We start from the raw sequence: 16,806 nt of genomic DNA, 5'->3' as shown, positions 1-16,806 counted from the left end.
GCTCAGTCGTTTGTTTTTATCAATTGAGCGCGCTGCGACGATAATGATCAACCCACAATGAGGTTGCTCCACAAACCGCCAGCGGCATGATAATTAAATTAATCAGCGGTATCATTGTGAGTACGGTCACACCGAATCCAAAACCCAGCGTTTTACCGCGTCGTTTATGCAGCTCGGAACGCATGCGCGGAAACGACAGTTTGTGATTGTCGAATGGGTAATCAAGGTACTGTATCGACATCATCCAGCAAACAAAGATATACCACAGCACCTGCCCAATAACCGGAATAATGAGCGACAACAGGAAGAAACCCAGCGCTCGCGGGATGTAATACAGCAGCTTTTGCATTTCTCGCTTTAATGTTCGCGGAATATCTTTAAAAAGACCTAAGAAGCCCTCGTCACCTAAGCTTTCTCCACTTTCATAACGCTCGACTTTTTCTGCCAGCAGCCCATTAAATGGTGCGGCGATTAAGTGCATGATGGTACTAAAAACAAATGAAAAGAGCGCGATAATGGTAATAACCGCCAGCGGCCATAAAAGAAATTCGAGCCATTGAAAGAAATCTGGTAGCCAGCCCATAAAGCGATTCAGCCAGTAGTCGACTTCGCCATACAGCCAACTGAACGCAAGCGAGAACAGGATAAGGTTAGTCAAAATAGGCACCACGACGTAACGACGAAGACCCTTGGTTCGGATAAGTTGTAATCCGCGTCCGATGTAAGCGAGTCCCGAGTCGCTGTAGACTGCTTTTTGCATGAAAACTCCAGAGGGTTAAATTTGCTTATTATAATAAGGCAATACAATGGCAATGTGCGGGCTAAATTGTTACAAATGGCTACCGGATCTGCTAGAGTCTTGTGATAATAAACTGTCGTGCTAATAACGAATAAAAACAACTGAATGCGCCTAAAACACATCAAACTGGTTGGTTTTAAATCTTTTGTGGATCCAACCAAAGTTCCTTTTCCTGACCAAATGACCTGCGTCGTCGGTCCGAACGGGTGTGGCAAATCCAATGTGATTGATGCCGTGCGTTGGGTGCTGGGTGAAAGTTCAGCGAAAAACCTGCGTGGCGATGCCATGAGTGACGTGATTTTTAACGGTTCCACTGCCCGTAAACCGGTTTCTCAGGCCAGCGTTGAACTGGTGTTTGATAATAGCTCTGGTCGCATTCAGGGCGAGTACGCGGCGTTTAATGAAATTTCAGTTAAACGTCTGGTGACTCGCGACGGTCAGTCTAACTACTTTTTGAATGGCAGCCGTTGTCGCCGTCGTGATATTACCGATTTATTTCTGGGAACCGGCTTGGGACCGCGCAGTTATGCCATTATTGAACAAGGCATGATTTCCCGCCTGATTGAATCACGTCCTCAGGAACTACGTGTTTTTATCGAAGAAGCTGCGGGCATTTCGAAATACAAAGAACGTCGCAAAGAAACTGAAAACCGGATGCTGCATACGCGCGAAAACCTTGAGCGTTTAAGTGATGTGCGAGAAGAGCTTGCCCAGCAATTGGAAAAACTGGAGCGTCAGGCTGCCGCGGCTATTCGTTATAAAGAATTGAAAGCCAATGAGCGAAAGTTTAAGGGCGAGCTGCAGGCTCTTCGTTGGCTGAAGCTTGATAACCAACGACAGCAATTGCAGACGCAATACGCCGAACAGCAGACTGAACTTGAACGTTGGCAGGCACAGCAAAGCGGTGATGAGCGCGGCGCTATTGAACTGAGAGAGCAGGCTGAGGAAGCGCGCGAGAAGGTTGAGCAGTCGCAGGAAAAGATGTTCTCGGTGGGCAATGAAATAACCCGTATTGAGCAAACACTGAAGCATCAGCAAGAGTTAAAAGAGCAGCGCAGTCAGCGGCAGCAGCAGTTAAACGAAGAAATTAACCAGCTGGATGAGCAACTGGCGGATGACCGTTTGCAAAGAGAACAACTGGAAGAGCAGCAATTGATGCTGGAGCCTCAGCTGGAGCAGGTTGAGGAACAGCTGGAAAGCGTGGCTGAACAGTCTCAACAAAGCAGTGAGCAGTGGCGGCAGTGGCAACAGCAACAAAGACAGCAGCAGCAACAACAACGAGACGTTGAAAAGCAGCAACAGCAGGCGCAATTGAAACAGCAAGAGCTCAAACAGAGCCAGCAGTATGCGCTGCAGCAAGTAGAGCAACTCCAAAGTCAGTATCAAGATTTAAAGCAGCAGAAACAGGCGTTACCCGTTGATGAGAACGACCAGGCTCTGAGTGACTTAAAACGTCAGCTGGAACAGGATGAAGCTCGGTATCAGAGCAGCAAACAGCAACAGCAGGAACGTCACACAGCGTTTAAAGGGCTGCAGGAGCAACACCGGCACACTCAGCAGCAACAAGATAAAGCTCAGGCTCAGTTAACGGCCATCGAGCAACTGCTGGAAGGAAAACAAAATAACGACAGCCGCAGTGAAAAATGGTTACAAGAAAACTATCCTGACAGTCGACGGGTAAGGGACTTACTGCAGGCGGAAAGCGGCTGGGAAATGGCGGTTGAACAACTGGCGTATGACTGGCTGGATGCTGTGGTTCTGGAACAAGCTCCGGAAGAACTAGAAGCGGTTTCTGGCGTTAAGTTGGTTTGGCCTGTTCATCGACAAGAGCCGGAAAGCTGGTCTTTGGCCAGTAAAGTCAAAGGTCCACTGCGTTATTGGACGCTGTTGCAGCAGTGTTTGGCAATTGAGCAAGAGGCACGTGCCGGGCAGCAATTGCAACAGAGCGATGCCAGTTTTGCCGTGTCCAAAGCCGGAAACTGGTATTGGCAGGACGGTTTTATTGCGGCTCGTATTGATGAAGATAACAGTGTTCTTCATCTTCATAGGCAGCGCGAAACTTTATTAGAACAGGTTGAGGTTTTGACTGCCAAATTGTCCGAAAGCGACCAGCAACTGCAGCAAACCGAGACACAGGTTGAGCAGGCACAAGAACAGCTGGAACAGGCTCAGGAGCAAGTCCAGCAAACTCGCAACGAACAGAGTAAAGTTGAAGAGCGGCTGCAATGGAACTTACAGCAGACTGAACAAATACAGCAACAGTTAATAAGCCTGCAAGATAAGCAACAAGAGCAGCGGCTGCATGCGGAAAATGCCGCTGAGAAGCAACAGCAAATTGAAGTGCAGTTAGAAGAGTTCGAACTGTTACTGGAGCAAACGGAGCAGCTTGATGAAGACAAAGGCGAGCAGTTGGAGTCTAAAGTTCGTGCCGAAGATAACCAGTTACAGCAACTGCGCAGTCAACAGCAGCAGATGACGCTGCAACAACAGAATTTGAAGGCTCAGTCTGAACAGTTGCAGAAGTTACTGCAACGTAGCGAACAGCGCTATCAACAGCTTCTGCAAGAACGAAATGAACAACAGAATGCGAGTACTGACGAGAGTGACAGCGCGTTGGATGAGCAATTAACGGAGCTATTGGATCAACGCGGCGACGTTGCGGAACAATTGCAGGAGCAACGACAGCAATTGTCGAGTCTTGAACATGACTTACAACAAATTACTCAGGGACAATCGGCGATCCAGGGCAAAATTAGCCAGGCCAAAGAGGCTATGCAAAGCACCGAGATTGAGCAGGTTAAATTGCAGGAACGCAGTCAGGCGGTGCTGGAAACATTAGCCGAAACCGGACTGACTCTGAAAAGTGTACTGGAACAATTGCCCTCTGAAGCTGATGAAAAGCCGTGGCTTCAAGAGCTGGAATCAATACAGAATAAGATAAAGCGCTTAGGTGCGATTAACCTGGCGGCAATTGACGAAGCCGAAGCGCAAAGAGAACGTAAACAGTATCTCGACCAACAAGTGGATGATCTATCATCGGCGTTAGAAACTCTGGAAGCCGCGATTCGAAAGATTGATAAAGAGACGCGTCATCGGTTTAAAACGACCTTTGATGCGATAAACCATGACTTACAAATTCTGTTCCCGAAAGTGTTTGGTGGTGGCAGCGCTACGCTTGAACTTACTGATGATGACTTACTGGAAACAGGCGTTACCATAATGGCAAGGCCACCGGGCAAGAAAAACAGTACAATTCATTTGCTTAGCGGTGGAGAAAAAGCATTGACCGCATTATCATTGGTGTTTGCGATATTTCGTTTGAATCCGGCACCTTTTTGCCTGTTAGATGAGGTCGACGCACCTTTAGATGACGCCAACGTAGGACGATTTTGTCGTCTGGTGAGCGAGATGTCTGAGTCGGTGCAATTTATTTATATCAGCCACAATAAAGTGGCAATGGAAATGGCAACTCACCTGGCCGGGGTCACCATGCAAGAAGCCGGCGTTTCCAGGTTAGTAGCGGTTGATGTCGAACAGGCCGTGGCGATGACAGACGCTGGTTAAAAACAGGCTTTATGGAGCGAAAATGGGCAGTTTACAAATTACCCTCAGTATTCTTGGAATTCTGGCAATTGCCGGTATTGTTGCGCATGGGTTATGGAAAATACGCAAAGGCAACCAGCAACAGCGTCAGCGCGAGCAACGTGTAGCGGAGAACCGTCAGCAACAATCGACAGACTTTGATTCTGACGGTATTGGTGAAGTTCGGGTGGTTAAACAGACGCAATCTTCAACGGCAACCGAAGCAGAGGAACCGTTTGAAAGTGACTCTCAGGTATCGCCGGCAAAAAGCGATGCGCGAGAAAAAGATGAAGAAGACGAAAATATAGAGCAGATGTCGATGGATCTTGGTAGCGATGAAGCGATATCTGATTCGTTACCGTCGATGCGGGTCAGTAACGACGAAAAGGTAGAGGTGGAGCAGACGGAGCTGAAATTTGAGGAAGATAATGAACTAGATCCTCCAAACGAAACAATACGGGAGCACGAAGCGCAAACCGAAAACGACGCCACAGACGATTTCGAAACGGTTCCCGAAGAGGTAATTGCGTTACATGTAAAAGGGCCAGTACAGGGTGCTGTATTGCTGCAAATGATGACAGAGCTGGGCTGTAAATTCGGCGAACTGGGTATCTTTCACCGTTATGAAAATACGGCCGGTACCGGGTCGATGATTTTCAGTGTGGCGAATATGTTTAATCCCGGAACCTTCGACTTGGATAATATGGAAAATTTTGAGACCGAAGGTGTTGCTTTTTTCATGGCATTACCCATGAAATTTGACGGCCAGCAAGCCTTTAACATGATGCTCAATGCGGCTAAAAAACTCGCTACTGAAATTCCCCAGGGGCAAGTTTTGGATGGCCAGCGTCAATTGTTGACTCGTCAGTCTATTCACGAAGCTCGTCAACGTATTCGTGAGTTTGAACGTAAACATTCAGCTTAAACACAGGTCACTATGAATCAGTCTGTTCACCAGCGTATGCAAGAGCTGGAAGAATTACTTAATCGCTACAATAAAGAATATTACGAAAACGATGAGCCTACTGTGCCTGATGCTGAGTATGATCGTTTGTTTCGTGAATTAAGAACGTTAGAAACTGAATATCCTGACTTAAAGAATGCTCAATCTCCGACAATGAAAGTGGGCGGCAAGCCTCTGGGGCAGTTCAAAAACGTTCAGCATGAAGTGCCAATGCTATCGTTGGATAACGCTTTTTCGGTGGATGAATTTGAGGCTTTTAGCAAAAGAGTTGAACAGCGACTGGATACTAATCAGACCGTGACTTTTTGCTGTGAGCCTAAGCTTGATGGTGCTGCGGTCAGTTTACTGTACGAAAATGGGCTGTTAGTGCGCGGTGCAACTCGTGGCGATGGACAGAGCGGTGAAGATATTACCGAGAACGTAAAAACCATACGCAATGTGCCTTTAAAACTGTCTGGTAACGTGCCTGAACGGCTGGAAGTTCGCGGTGAGGTGGTTATGCCCCTTGGCGCATTTGAGCGCTTCAACGAAAACGCCCGGCAGCGTGAGGAAAAGGTATTTGCTAACCCCCGGAATGCCGCTGCAGGCAGCTTACGACAGCTGGATTCCAGAATTACCGCAAAACGGCCGCTGCATTTCTATGCTTACAGTCTGGGGTTGATCTCAGAAACGACGGAGCTGCCGGACAGTCACTATCAGCGCTTGCAGCAACTCAAAGACTGGGGACTACCCGTTAATATTGAGATAAAGACGGTTGACTCAATAAAAGGCTGTGACGATTATTATGAAGCTATTTTAGATCGAAGAGACGCGTTAAATTATGACATCGATGGCGTGGTTTTTAAGGTTGATTCTATTCGGCTTCAACAAGACTTAGGCTTTGTCGCCCGCGCACCGCGTTGGGCAATTGCTCGTAAGTTTCCTGCGCAGGAGCAGCTTACGACCATTACCGGCGTCGACTTTCAGGTTGGTCGTACTGGGGCAATAACGCCCGTTGCGCGTTTAGAGCCTGTCAATGTGGGCGGTGTTACCGTATCCAATGCCACCTTGCACAATGCGGATGAAATTGCTCGTTTAGGTGTGCGAATCGGCGACTGCGTCAGTATTCGTCGTGCCGGAGACGTGATTCCACAAGTTGTTAGCGTCATAAAAGATAAACGCCCCGAAAACACTGAGTTTATTGAATTTCCTCAGCACTGTCCGATTTGCCAATCCGAGATTGAACGGGTTGAGGGAGAGGCCGTTGCCCGTTGTACCGGTGGTTTGTATTGTGCGGCTCAGCGAAAGGAAGCGATTAAGCATTTTGCTTCCCGCAAAGCCATGGATATCGACGGTTTAGGCGACAAAATTGTTGAACAATTGGTGGAAAGAGATTGGATAAAATCACCGGCTGATCTTTATCGTTTATCAAAAGCCGAGTTGGCAACGTTGCCGCGAATGGGCGCTAAGTCTGCTGAAAATCTTCGAAATGCCATTAAGGCGACACAGGAAACAACCTTAGCCCGCTTTATTTACGCTTTGGGTATTCGGGAAGTAGGGGAAGCTACAGCAAACGCGCTGGCGAATCACTTTAAAAACCTTGACGCTCTAATTGCCGCCCAAAGCGAGCAACTACAGGAAGTTCCTGATGTTGGTGCTGTTGTCGCTAAGCATATTGTGGCTTTTTTCCATGAATCTCATAATCAGCAGGTAGTCACGGAATTACGAGAGTTTATTTCCTGGCCGGAAGGTGAAGAGGCCAGTTCCATCCAAAGTGATCGTCTTGCGGGAAATACTTATGTTATTACCGGAACCTTGTCGACCATGACTCGTGATGACGCGAAATCGGCGCTGGAGACATTAGGGGCAAAAGTGGCTTCCAGTGTTTCTAAAAAGACAACGGCGCTGGTTGCTGGTGAAAACGCAGGCTCAAAACTGACAAAAGCCCAGTCCCTTGGGCTTGAGATATTGGATGAAGAGGCATTACATCAGTTGCTAAAAGATTAACGTCCGCGAGAGCTCAGGTCTTTTAACAGGCCTGAACCGTTGATATTCACTATGCCTTTTTCTTCATCAAACTCAAACTTTATCGTTGGGTGCGTTGTGTCTAATAAGTAGCTGCGATCATTAATTTGTACACGCAGATGTTTAAGTGGCTCTTCCGCATCAAATTCGCGACGGTGATTTATACTGATTTGATGATCACCAATACTTAATTCAAAACCTTTGAAAAAGCCGCTGGCAAACTCCGCCACATAAACTTGTCCTTCTTTATTAACAAAGACGTTGAGAATATAGTTTGGCGGCATTTCTGAAGTACGCATTTGCGACTTGCCTGCCGAAAAAATAATGGTGTCATAGACTTTTTTATACTCAAAACCAAAATCTAAAGGCTCTGTACGGCCTGATGGGTAGATGACTTTACCGCTACCCTCTGCTTTCCAGTCGGCTAATGTTTGCCCGCTGAAGAGCAACGCTATAATGGTAAAAACGTGTTTTAAATTTTTCATTAGTGCCTCAACTACTAACCTCAGTCACATCTACTTTTAGCTTAAGCATTTGCCCAGGCTGCAGGTAACGATTGCGCTGAATGTTATTCCATTGCTCAATTTGTCGAATGGTGACATTAAATTTATCAGCAATCCTGGCCAGTGAGTCACCGCTGCGTACGCGATATCTGATATTACGCATAATGCTATTGATACCGCTTTGTACTGCCGAAGAGGGTTCAGCTTCCGTCCAAACCACTAGTTCTTGCCCTGGTCTCAAATAATCACCAGGAGCCATCGAGTTCCAGCGTGCCAAATCTCGTAAATTGACACTGTAGGCACGACTCAGATCCCAGAGTGTATCACCGGACTGAACGATATGCTCTATACGCTTACCGGATCGTTTTTGATCTTGTCGGTCTTCACGGCGCTGGTCTTTCGATAGTTTGTAATTTTCGATATTGAGTGTCGCTATAGGAACTAATAAGTGTTCGCCCGCTCGTATAATGTGACTGCTGATATCGTTAACCTGTTGAATTACATCAACCGAGGTATTGTACTTGTTTGAAATCGTCAGCAGGCTTTCACCGGACTTCACTTCATGCCGGGTCCAGCTTAACCAATCTTTAGGCTCTGTTTTACTTAAAGCCAGCTTGAATTTTTCTGCGTTCTGCTTCGGCAGCATTAAACGGTGCGGACCGCTTGGAGCTGTGGCCCAACGGTTATAGCCTGAATTGTATTGGTGCAATAGATCCAGCGGCATATCCGCCATGTCGGCGGCTAAAGCCAGGTCAATTTGCGCGGGTGTCTCAACGACCTCGAGTTTTGGCTGGTTTTCTATTGGATACCAGGCTATACCGTACTCATCGCTGTTGGCCAGTATCTCGGCTAACGCTAATAATTTTGGTACGTAAGCTCGCGTTTCGCGTGGTAACGAGAGGTTCCAGAAATCGGTTGGTTTATTTAAACGTTTATTTTTCCGAATGGCGGCTGCAACACGGCCTTCGCCTGAATTGTAGGCAGCCAGTGCATGCATCCAGTTTCCGTCAAAGTATCGGTGTAATGCTTGTAAATAATCTAAAGCAGCATGAGTTGCGGCGAAAACGTCACGACGACCGTCATACCACCAGTTGATGTCCAAACCATATTGGCGCGCAGTGCCGGGAATAAACTGCCAAACACCCGAAGCACTGCCGTGCGAATAGGCGAAGGGATCAAATGCGCTCTCGACTATGGGTAATAAGGCCAGATCAATTGGCATATCACGCTTTTCCAGTTCTTCCACAATCAGATGAAGATAAGGTTCGGCTCGCTTGGCAACGCGATCTAAGTATTCAGGGTGGCTTGCATACCAGTTGCGCTGACTTTGCACTCTGGGTACATCAGGTACCGAAAAGCGTAACTGTTGCCGAATTCGTACCCAAAGATCATCCTGCTGTTGCGGAGTCAGTTCTACAGGCTCAGTGGCTGCAACTTCTTCCTCAGCCGGTTGACTAATGACTTCTTCAGGAATGGGCGTTAGCTTTAGTTCAGATGGTTGGTTGGCTTCTATCGGGTCATTATTGCTAAACAGCATTGTGTTTTGGCAGCCACCTAATGCCAGGCCACTGGCTACCATACAGTATTTGAACCATGCGTTCTTTCGTTTGCTGTCTGTCATGCGTAATTTACTTCCGATAATTGTTAAAATCTTGAGGAGTTTAAAGAATCACGCGTTATCTTTCCACTGTCTAATTGTGTAAAAAACGTCCTCAGGGGTATTTTTTACACTTCCTGCATGGTTACTGGCTGCTGAGATAACACTTTTTTGATCAAAACGGAGAAACGGATTAATCGCTAACTCTAGCTGCAGCGTGCTTGGCAGCGTGATTTGATTTTGTTCGCGCAACATTTTGACCTTTTCGGCATAACTTTGTAAGACAGCATTGTTGGGCTCAACTTTTAGTGCAAAGCCTAAATTTGCCTGGGTGTACTCGTGGGCACAAAATACCCGGGTTTCTCCCGGAAGTTGGCGTAGTTTTAAAAGTGACTGTGTGAACTGCTCCGGAGTACCTTCGAACATCCGTCCACAGCCACCGGAAAACAAAGTGTCACCACAAAATAAAAAGCCGGGAGTATAAAAGCTAATATGATCTAACGTATGACCAGGCGTGGTAAATACTTGCCACTGGATTCCGCCAACGGTCAGTTCATCCCCCTCGGTTACTGTTTGGGTCAGAGTGTTAATTTCGGGATTATCTGGCCCTATGACCGGGCAGGGTTGTTGTTTGACTAACTCGGCTATTCCACCCGTATGGTCGTAATGATGGTGAGTAACTAAGATGGTGTCGATAGTTTTACTGTTTTGTTCTAACCATTGTTGAACTGGCTTCGCTTCACCGGGGTCTACAATAATAACTTTGTCATTATTATTAGTTTCAATCGCCCAGATATAATTGTCATCGAACGCTTCAATAGCGTGAACTCGCATGTTAGCCCCTATAGCGCTAGGATGAGAAACCCAGCGAGTAATTTGCAGATAAATTCATAATACAGGAATTAGCCGTGTTAATTAAACCAGCGTATTCGAAAATTGATTTAGCGGCTCCACAGAATTGGCAACACATGGCTTGTGGCCAATATATTATGGAGCAAACTGCTGAGTTGACTCGATTGCATCAACGACGGCTAAAGCCGGGGAAAACGGTGGTCGTTGGCTCATTGGGGCCGGGCCTTAACGATTGCTTTCGAAGCAACGCTGACTGGTTGACTGTTGGTGCCGGGCAGCAAGTTGCGGTGCGCAGTAAATTGACCGAACTGGCATTAAAAGAAAACAGCATTGATAATTTGATTGCTCCCTTTGTCCTTGAATTTTGCCAGAACCCGCACCAGTTATTAAGAGAGGCAACTCGGGTACTTGACGAGGATGGTGTGCTGATCCTGACAGGATTTAATCCATACAGTCCGGCGGTGGCCAGTGGTTTTTTCATCCGGCATAAAAAGAGTTTTCCTTGGTGTGGGCGTTACTTTACTTTGATAAGAGTAAAAGATTGGCTGGAAGTCTTGGGGTTCGAAATACTGGAATCCGAATTTTATGTCTCGCACTTTTTACATCACAGTGAACATCGGGGAAGTGACTGGTCAACGAAGTTAAGCGAAACGATACCGGGACTGCGCGCTGCTTATTTTATCGTGGCCCGGAAGCAAACATTAGTAAACCGGTTAAAGCCATCGGTTCAGCGTAAGCAATTTGCTGTTAATGGAAGACAGACAGCGACAGCAATGTCGACAAAACCGTTTTCAAAATCTAAGAGCAATTTAAGAGGTAAGCTATGATTACAGCACAAGAGTTATGTGGCAAAGCAAAATCTAATGTCAAAGAAGTGAATACCGAAGATTTGCAAAACGCAATAGAGCAGGGTGCACGTGTCATTGATGTCCGTGAGCCTGCTGAGTATGGTCAGGGCCACATTCGAGAAGCGGTGAACATGCCCCGTGGCGTTTTAGAAATGCAGTTAAATCAGCACCCCGATGTAGCGGGCTATGATAACGCCCTGGATCGCATCGCCGAAAAGCCGTTATATCTTATTTGTCGTACTGGCGGACGTTCAGCCTTGGCGGCTGAAAGTCTGCAGCGTATGGGATTCGATAACGTATACAGCGTAGATGGCGGTATGAGCGCGTGGGAAGAGAAAAAGCTGCCAGTGGTTGCCGGCGAATAGTTTATTCGCCGTTGAACCCTTTGTCCTCAAGCATAGGCTCGCGCGTTGCGGCGTTGCGGGCCAGCTCATCACAGCGCTCATTTTGTTGATGCCCTGAGTGACCCTTTATCCATTTCCACTCAACTTTATGGCGATTAACTTCTTCGTCCAACTGCTGCCATAAGTCTTTGTTTTTTACTGCTTTACGCGCGGAAGTGCGCCAACCATTCTGTTTCCAGCGATGCATCCATTGCTCAACGCCTTGTTTTACGTATTGGCTGTCAGTGGTAAGAATAACGTGACAAGAGCGTTTTAACGCCCGTAACCCCGCTATAGTCGCCAGCATTTCCATACGGTTATTCGTGGTCAGGCGATACCCCTGACTTAACTCTTTATGGTTTTTTCCGTATTCCAGTACGGCTCCGTACCCCCCGGGACCAGGGTTTCCAAGACAAGAGCCATCAGTATATAAATGAACAGTTTTTGAGTTCGACATGTTACTTGCTACTATATCCTTTGTTTCCAGCGAGTATATCAGGATTTCAGCATGCGTCAGGTCGTATTAGATACAGAAACTACCGGAATCGACCCTGCAAAGGGTCACAGGATTATCGAAATAGGCTGTGTTGAGCTTATTAACCGCAAGTTAACCGGTAATCATTTCCATGTTTACATTAATCCTGAGCGGGTGGTTGAGCAGGAAGCGATTGAGATCCACGGCATAACCAATGATTTTTTAACGGACAAGCCAGTATTTGCTCAAGTGGTCCATGATTTTATTGAGTTTATCAAAGGGGCTCAATTAGTTATTCATAACGCGCCTTTTGATGTGGGCTTTATGGATGCTGAGTTTAGTCGAATAAGACCGACAGTTGGGTTAACCAATGACTTTTGTTCCGTGCTGGATACTTTGCAATTAGCCCGCGAAATGCGGCCGGGGCAAAAAAATAATCTGGATGCTTTATGCCGCGCTTTTGGTGTTGATAATTCATCACGGGAACTGCACGGCGCTTTACTTGATGCCGAGATCCTGGCTGATGTTTATCTCATGATGACCGGCGGGCAAACCGCGTTGAACCTTGCCAGTCATGGCAAAGACAATCAGGGTGGTTCGCAAAAGGTCGAGCATCAGCGAGTGACCCATCCTCCGGCATTAAAGGTTTTGCGTGCAACAGCCGATGAAGAAGCATTACATCAAGAGCGTCTGGCGCGAGTAAAAGAAGAAGGTGGACATTGTCTGTGGCAAGACTCATAGCGTTATTATTGGTTTTAGTGAGTAGCTCAAAGGCTTATGCCGTGCAAAGCTTTACCGATGTTGATTCGGAAGAACAGGTTAAAAAGCGAGCTATGAGCCTGATAGAAGGGGACATTACCAATAAGTTGCCAATTAAAGGGCAAAGTTTTCGTATCGATGAGAATGTCGAAGAGATCACGCTACTATTCTTTCGCGAGCCGGGAAGTAAGCCGTTGGTTTTAATAAAGCCGGATGGCAGCAAATGGTATGACGCCCGTTATCCTGAAGAACAGGTAACCTGGTATACGGATCCAAATTTTGACATCATCCGGATTAAGGAACCTCAACCAGGGCCGTGGCAGGCAGCTGGACGTATCGATGAAGAAAATAAAGCCTTAGTCATTTCTGATATTCGCTTTGAAGCGAACCCTTTACCCAATCCGTTGTTTCAGTACGAAGAGCTAAAAGTTGAAGGTAAACTGTATAATGGTGACGAAGTGGTTGAAACGGCCCGTTTTCGTCAAACCGTTTTATTGGATGTTTTATTCATCAGTACCAATAACCCCGATTTTGATAACTTTGGTGCCAATCCGGCACGAGTAGCACAATTTGAAGATAATGGGCGCGGTCATGATGAACGTGCCGGTGATGGTGTTTTTACAGGCTTTTTTAATCTGGACGTTGAGCCCGGCGAATGGCTGGCGACCTATGAAATGACAACACCATTGTATCAACGTGTGTTCGAGTTTGGACCCGTAGAGGTAGAGCCCTTGCCGGTTGAATTCAATGTGATTCAGTCCGAAGCGGTAGATGAAAACCACCAGTTGACTATTCAGGTTGATGAAAATTGGATTGATCCACAAAGTGTGGTTATCAACGGTGAAACCAGTTTTCCTAACGGTGAAGTGCGAAAGTTTACGGTCAGTGAAATAGAGACGTTTCCACATAATGTTGCTATTGCCAACCTTGCCTTTGGTAAGCATCTGGTCGATTTAGATATTTTCGCAACCAGTGTCGATGGTCGCGAATTCGAGGCCAGAATTGATGACTTTAGCTTTATAGCGAAAGAACCGCCACCTCCGGAACCGACCGCCGCAGAACGGGCTCAACAGCAGAAAATTGAACTTGAACGACAGCGAGAACTGGCGAGACAAGAACGCGAGGCAAAGCAAAAGCAAGCGATGACCAATCTGATAATTATTGTGGTGGTGAATATTGTTTTAATTGGCTTGGCTCTATTTGCACTCTGGTGGTTTAAATTTCGCAAAAAGAAAGTAGCAACCGACGTTGCTAGTTCCGAATCTTTAAAATCAGAGAAAAGTGGTAAAAAATGACCTTTGTGGTCAAAAAAGCACAGATCTGAATATAAATCAGACAGTCGGTTAAAATCTTTAAAAAAAGTGTTGACTCATTTGCCCCTCACTCGTAATATGCACGCCGCGTTGAGGGAGAGATACTTCAACGTTGTACTGAGTGCGGAGTGGTAGTTCAGTTGGTTAGAATGCCGGCCTGTCACGCCGGAGGTCGCGGGTTCGAGTCCCGTCCACTCCGCCATTTAGTACGCCCCCAAAGAATATTGCGGAGTGGTAGTTCAGTTGGTTAGAATGCCGGCCTGTCACGCCGGAGGTCGCGGGTTCGAGTCCCGTCCACTCCGCCATTATTCTTCAAGTTTATAAGCACCCGCTTAAAAAGTTCCCCTGTATTGTTTTATTCTTAGCCTGTTTTCAAATTTTACCCCGAAGATCATGCTTTTTGCCGTTTACCTCTTGAGCCTGAGCCTTTGCAGGGCTAGAGTAATGTCACCAAAAACACAACGACAAAACAAAGACAACGGGAGATACCCATGCGTAAAACTTTACTGGCTGTTGCTGTGAGTGCAGCAGTATCGTTGGGAGCTTGCAGTGATGCAAATAACTCATCAACAACTGAAAACCAAGCCGCTTCAGCTGACAGTAGTCAGCAAGCGACATCAAGCAATCCGTTCTTCAAGGCAAGCTCTTTGCTTTATCAGGCACCGAATTTTGATGCGATTGAGTTCAAACATTTTGAACCAGCATTTGAACGCGGTATGGAAGAGCATATGGCAGAAATTGATGCTATTGCGACAAACTCGGCAGAACCGACCTTTGAAAATACCATCGTCGAGATGGAAAAAGCCGGTGAAATCCTCGGCCGCGTCAGTTCAGTGTTCTATAACCTCTCCTCTTCTGACAGCAGCGATGAAATTCGTGAATTACAAGGCAAGTTAGCGCCTAAGATGGCGTCACACCGCGACAATATTATGCTCAATGCAGATTTGTTTGCGCGAGTTAAACGCTTATTTGATAACCGTGAAGCACTTGATCTGGACTCTGAGTCTGAGCGTTTGCTGGAAGACACTTACAAAGGTTTTGTTCGCGCTGGTGCGGAACTGAATGAAGAGCAAAAGCAGCAAATCCGCGATATCAACAAGGAACTTTCAAGCTTAACCACCGAGTTCCAAAAGAGCTTGATGGCGTTGACTCAGGAAAACGTTATTGTCGTAGATAATAAAGAAGAATTGGCCGGATTAAGCGACAGCCAAATTGCTTCTTTGGCAAGTGCGGCAGAAAGTCGTGATATGGAAGGCAAGTACGCAATTACCCTGACAAACACCACTCGTCAGTCAATTCTTACTGATCTGGAAAATCGCGAATTACGTCAGAAAATTTGGGAAACTTCAGCAAATCGTGGCTCAGGTAATACCGAGACTGACACTCGTCCTATGGTTCAGCGCTTGACAAAACTGCGTGCTGATAAAGCGCAATTGTTGGGTTATGACAGCTGGGGCGATTACGTGCTGGCCGACAACATGGCGGGCACACCAGAAGCGGCGCAGTCGATGCTGCGTGACTTAGTTCCGGCCGTTGTTAGCAACGTTGAAAAAGAAGCGTCTGAAATTCAGGCTATGATTGAAGCCGAAGGCGAAGATTTTGAATTGAAGCCTTGGGACTGGTTCTATTATGCAGAGAAAGTGCGTGAAGAAAAATACGCTATTGATGCAGAAGAAGTAAAACAATACTTCGAGTTTAACCGCGTGTTGGAAGACGGTGTGTTTTACGCAATGAACCAATTGTTCGGCATTACTTTCGAAGAGCGCAACGACATTCCGGTTTACAATGACGAAGTGGTTGTCTATGAAGTAAAAGACGTCGACGGCTCAAGTATTGGTTTGTTCTACGCTGACTACTTCACTCGTGACAGTAAGCGTGGTGGTGCCTGGATGAGTTCATTCCGTAGTCAGTCTGAGCTGATGAATCAGAAGCCAGTTATTCTGAACAACATGAACATCACCAAAGCGCCGGAAGGTGAACCAACCTTAATCAGCTTTGATGAAGTATCAACCATGTTCCATGAAATGGGACACGCATTGCACGGTATGTTTTCTGATGTGAAATATCCGTCGCAAGCGGGTACGTCAGTACCACGTGATTACGTTGAGTTTCCATCGACCTTCCAGGAAGACTGGACACTGAACGAAAAAGTTATCGCGAAGTATGCGAAGCATTATGAAACCGGTGAGCAGATACCTGACGAACTACTGCAAAAAGTACTGGATGCACGTAACTTCAACCAGGGCTTTGATACCTTAGAGTATCTCTCTGCTGCATTACTTGACCTTGAATACCACACTGTGGAGCCAGGAACTGAGATTGATGACGTTGCGGCATTCGAGCAAGAAGCACTGGAGAAAAACGGTGTAGCCGTTGAAGCGGTACCGCCGCGTTACCGTTCAACTTATTTTGCTCACGTATTTGCCGGTGGTTATTCAGCGGGTTACTACGCTTACATGTGGAGTGAAGTGCTGGCGGCCGATGCGTTCAAACACATGGGCAATAACGGTGGTTTGAGCCTTGAAAATGGTCAGGCTTTCCGTAAGGAAATTCTGTCACAGGGCAGCAGCAAAGATCCAATGCAACAGTACATTGACTGGCGTGGCCAGGAGCCGACTGTTGAAGCACTGCTGGAACGTCGAGGATTGACTGATCCAAGCATCGACTAAGTTGTGCTGAAATAATTTCGACTGAACAGTCGTTATATAAAGCCACTGGCGTTATCAT

13 protein-coding genes and 2 tRNA genes are annotated in these 16,806 nt (G+C 46.7%); 10 read left to right on the top strand and 5 right to left on the bottom strand.

Features of this window, described 5'->3' with window-relative positions:
* Positions 1–19: 19 nt before the first annotated feature.
* Positions 20–760 (bottom strand): sulfate transporter CysZ, encoded by a 741-nt coding sequence (gene cysZ, locus CWI78_RS02580; RefSeq protein WP_126779969.1) that lies wholly within the window; start codon positions 758–760, stop codon positions 20–22.
* A gap of 144 nt (positions 761–904) precedes the next feature.
* Between cysZ and smc the strand changes: the two genes are divergently transcribed.
* The 3 genes from smc to ligA are packed head-to-tail and all read left to right on the top strand — an operon-like array spanning position 905 to position 7,331.
* Positions 905–4,363 carry a chromosome segregation protein SMC gene (smc, locus tag CWI78_RS02575; protein ID WP_126779967.1) on the top strand — a complete coding sequence of 1,153 codons (3,459 nt, stop codon included), beginning with the start codon at positions 905–907 and terminating at the stop codon, positions 4,361–4,363.
* 22 nt (positions 4,364–4,385) lie between these two features.
* Positions 4,386–5,306, top strand: a complete 921-nt coding sequence (gene zipA, locus CWI78_RS02570; protein WP_126779965.1) for a cell division protein ZipA — start codon at positions 4,386–4,388, stop codon at positions 5,304–5,306.
* Positions 5,307–5,318: 12 nt separating this feature from the next.
* Positions 5,319–7,331: an NAD-dependent DNA ligase LigA gene (gene ligA / locus CWI78_RS02565; RefSeq protein ID WP_126779963.1), complete on the top strand. Its 2,013-nt coding sequence runs from the start codon at positions 5,319–5,321 to the stop codon at positions 7,329–7,331.
* On the opposite strand, the gene CWI78_RS02560 is transcribed toward ligA, so the two are convergent.
* From CWI78_RS02560 to gloB, 3 genes are read right to left on the bottom strand one after another with little or no spacing between them, the layout of a single operon-like run.
* Positions 7,328–7,834 (bottom strand): hypothetical protein, encoded by a 507-nt coding sequence (locus CWI78_RS02560; RefSeq protein ID WP_126779961.1) that lies wholly within the window; start codon positions 7,832–7,834, stop codon positions 7,328–7,330. The genes ligA and CWI78_RS02560 overlap by 4 nt on opposite strands.
* A 7-nt stretch (positions 7,835–7,841) precedes the next feature.
* Entirely contained in the window at positions 7,842–9,473 is a 1,632-nt protein-coding gene (locus CWI78_RS02555) for a LysM peptidoglycan-binding domain-containing protein (protein ID WP_126779959.1), read from the bottom strand.
* Positions 9,474–9,521: 48 nt separating this feature from the next.
* Positions 9,522–10,283: a hydroxyacylglutathione hydrolase gene (gene gloB, locus CWI78_RS02550; protein WP_126779958.1), complete on the bottom strand. Its 762-nt coding sequence runs from the start codon at positions 10,281–10,283 to the stop codon at positions 9,522–9,524.
* A 74-nt stretch (positions 10,284–10,357) separates the two neighbouring features.
* Here gloB and CWI78_RS02545 point away from each other — a divergent pair, with 74 nt between their 5' ends.
* Together CWI78_RS02545 and CWI78_RS02540 are read left to right on the top strand one after the other, a co-directional pair.
* Positions 10,358–11,128, top strand: coding sequence for a methyltransferase domain-containing protein (locus tag CWI78_RS02545; protein WP_126779957.1), 771 nt, complete (start codon positions 10,358–10,360; stop codon positions 11,126–11,128).
* A complete protein-coding gene (locus CWI78_RS02540; RefSeq protein WP_126779955.1) occupies positions 11,125–11,514 on the top strand; it encodes a rhodanese-like domain-containing protein in 390 nt (129 codons plus the stop codon). Before CWI78_RS02545 ends, CWI78_RS02540 begins: the two co-directional genes overlap by 4 nt.
* A 1-nt stretch (position 11,515) precedes the next feature.
* Here CWI78_RS02540 and rnhA read toward each other — a convergent pair whose 3' ends face one another.
* Complete coding sequence (gene rnhA / locus CWI78_RS02535) at positions 11,516–11,989, bottom strand: ribonuclease HI (protein ID WP_126779953.1); 474 nt, start codon at positions 11,987–11,989, stop codon at positions 11,516–11,518.
* 51 nt (positions 11,990–12,040) lie between these two features.
* On the opposite strand from rnhA, the gene dnaQ reads away from it, so the two are divergent.
* The 5 genes from dnaQ to CWI78_RS02510 all read left to right on the top strand — a co-directional run bounded on the left by dnaQ (position 12,041) and on the right by CWI78_RS02510 (position 16,748).
* Positions 12,041–12,748, top strand: a complete 708-nt coding sequence (gene dnaQ, locus CWI78_RS02530) for a DNA polymerase III subunit epsilon (RefSeq protein WP_126779951.1) — start codon at positions 12,041–12,043, stop codon at positions 12,746–12,748.
* Positions 12,733–14,061, top strand: a complete 1,329-nt coding sequence (locus CWI78_RS02525) for a TIGR03503 family protein (RefSeq protein ID WP_167468591.1) — start codon at positions 12,733–12,735, stop codon at positions 14,059–14,061. Before dnaQ ends, CWI78_RS02525 begins: the two co-directional genes overlap by 16 nt.
* A gap of 143 nt (positions 14,062–14,204) precedes the next feature.
* A tRNA-Asp gene (locus CWI78_RS02520) sits at positions 14,205–14,281 on the top strand.
* A 26-nt stretch (positions 14,282–14,307) separates the two neighbouring features.
* Positions 14,308–14,384 (top strand) — tRNA-Asp (locus CWI78_RS02515).
* 186 nt (positions 14,385–14,570) lie between these two features.
* On the top strand, positions 14,571–16,748 hold the full coding sequence (locus CWI78_RS02510) for a M3 family metallopeptidase (protein WP_126779949.1): 2,178 nt from the start codon (positions 14,571–14,573) through the stop codon (positions 16,746–16,748).
* Positions 16,749–16,806 lie beyond the last annotated feature (58 nt).

It is taken from the genome of Idiomarina ramblicola (assembly GCF_003987255.1).
GTDB classification, from domain to species: Bacteria; Pseudomonadota; Gammaproteobacteria; order Enterobacterales; family Alteromonadaceae; genus Idiomarina; species Idiomarina ramblicola.
Note: the sequence above shows the minus strand (reverse complement) of the source record. Positions and strands in the feature narration are given on the sequence as shown.

What these genes read in the sequence shown, in the direction of transcription:
- cysZ (WP_126779969.1), bottom strand. Translation starts at nt 760, where the DNA reads ATGCAAAAAGCAGTCTACAGCGACTCGGGACTCGCTTACATCGGACGC.
- smc (WP_126779967.1), top strand. Translation starts at nt 905, where the DNA reads ATGCGCCTAAAACACATCAAACTGGTTGGTTTTAAATCTTTTGTGGAT.
- zipA (WP_126779965.1), top strand. Translation starts at nt 4,386, where the DNA reads ATGGGCAGTTTACAAATTACCCTCAGTATTCTTGGAATTCTGGCAATT.
- ligA (WP_126779963.1), top strand. Translation starts at nt 5,319, where the DNA reads ATGAATCAGTCTGTTCACCAGCGTATGCAAGAGCTGGAAGAATTACTT.
- CWI78_RS02560 (WP_126779961.1), bottom strand. Translation starts at nt 7,834, where the DNA reads ATGAAAAATTTAAAACACGTTTTTACCATTATAGCGTTGCTCTTCAGC.
- CWI78_RS02555 (WP_126779959.1), bottom strand. Translation starts at nt 9,473, where the DNA reads ATGACAGACAGCAAACGAAAGAACGCATGGTTCAAATACTGTATGGTA.
- gloB (WP_126779958.1), bottom strand. Translation starts at nt 10,283, where the DNA reads ATGCGAGTTCACGCTATTGAAGCGTTCGATGACAATTATATCTGGGCG.
- CWI78_RS02540 (WP_126779955.1), top strand. Translation starts at nt 11,125, where the DNA reads ATGATTACAGCACAAGAGTTATGTGGCAAAGCAAAATCTAATGTCAAA.
- rnhA (WP_126779953.1), bottom strand. Translation starts at nt 11,989, where the DNA reads ATGTCGAACTCAAAAACTGTTCATTTATATACTGATGGCTCTTGTCTT.
- dnaQ (WP_126779951.1), top strand. Translation starts at nt 12,041, where the DNA reads ATGCGTCAGGTCGTATTAGATACAGAAACTACCGGAATCGACCCTGCA.
- CWI78_RS02510 (WP_126779949.1), top strand. Translation starts at nt 14,571, where the DNA reads ATGCGTAAAACTTTACTGGCTGTTGCTGTGAGTGCAGCAGTATCGTTG.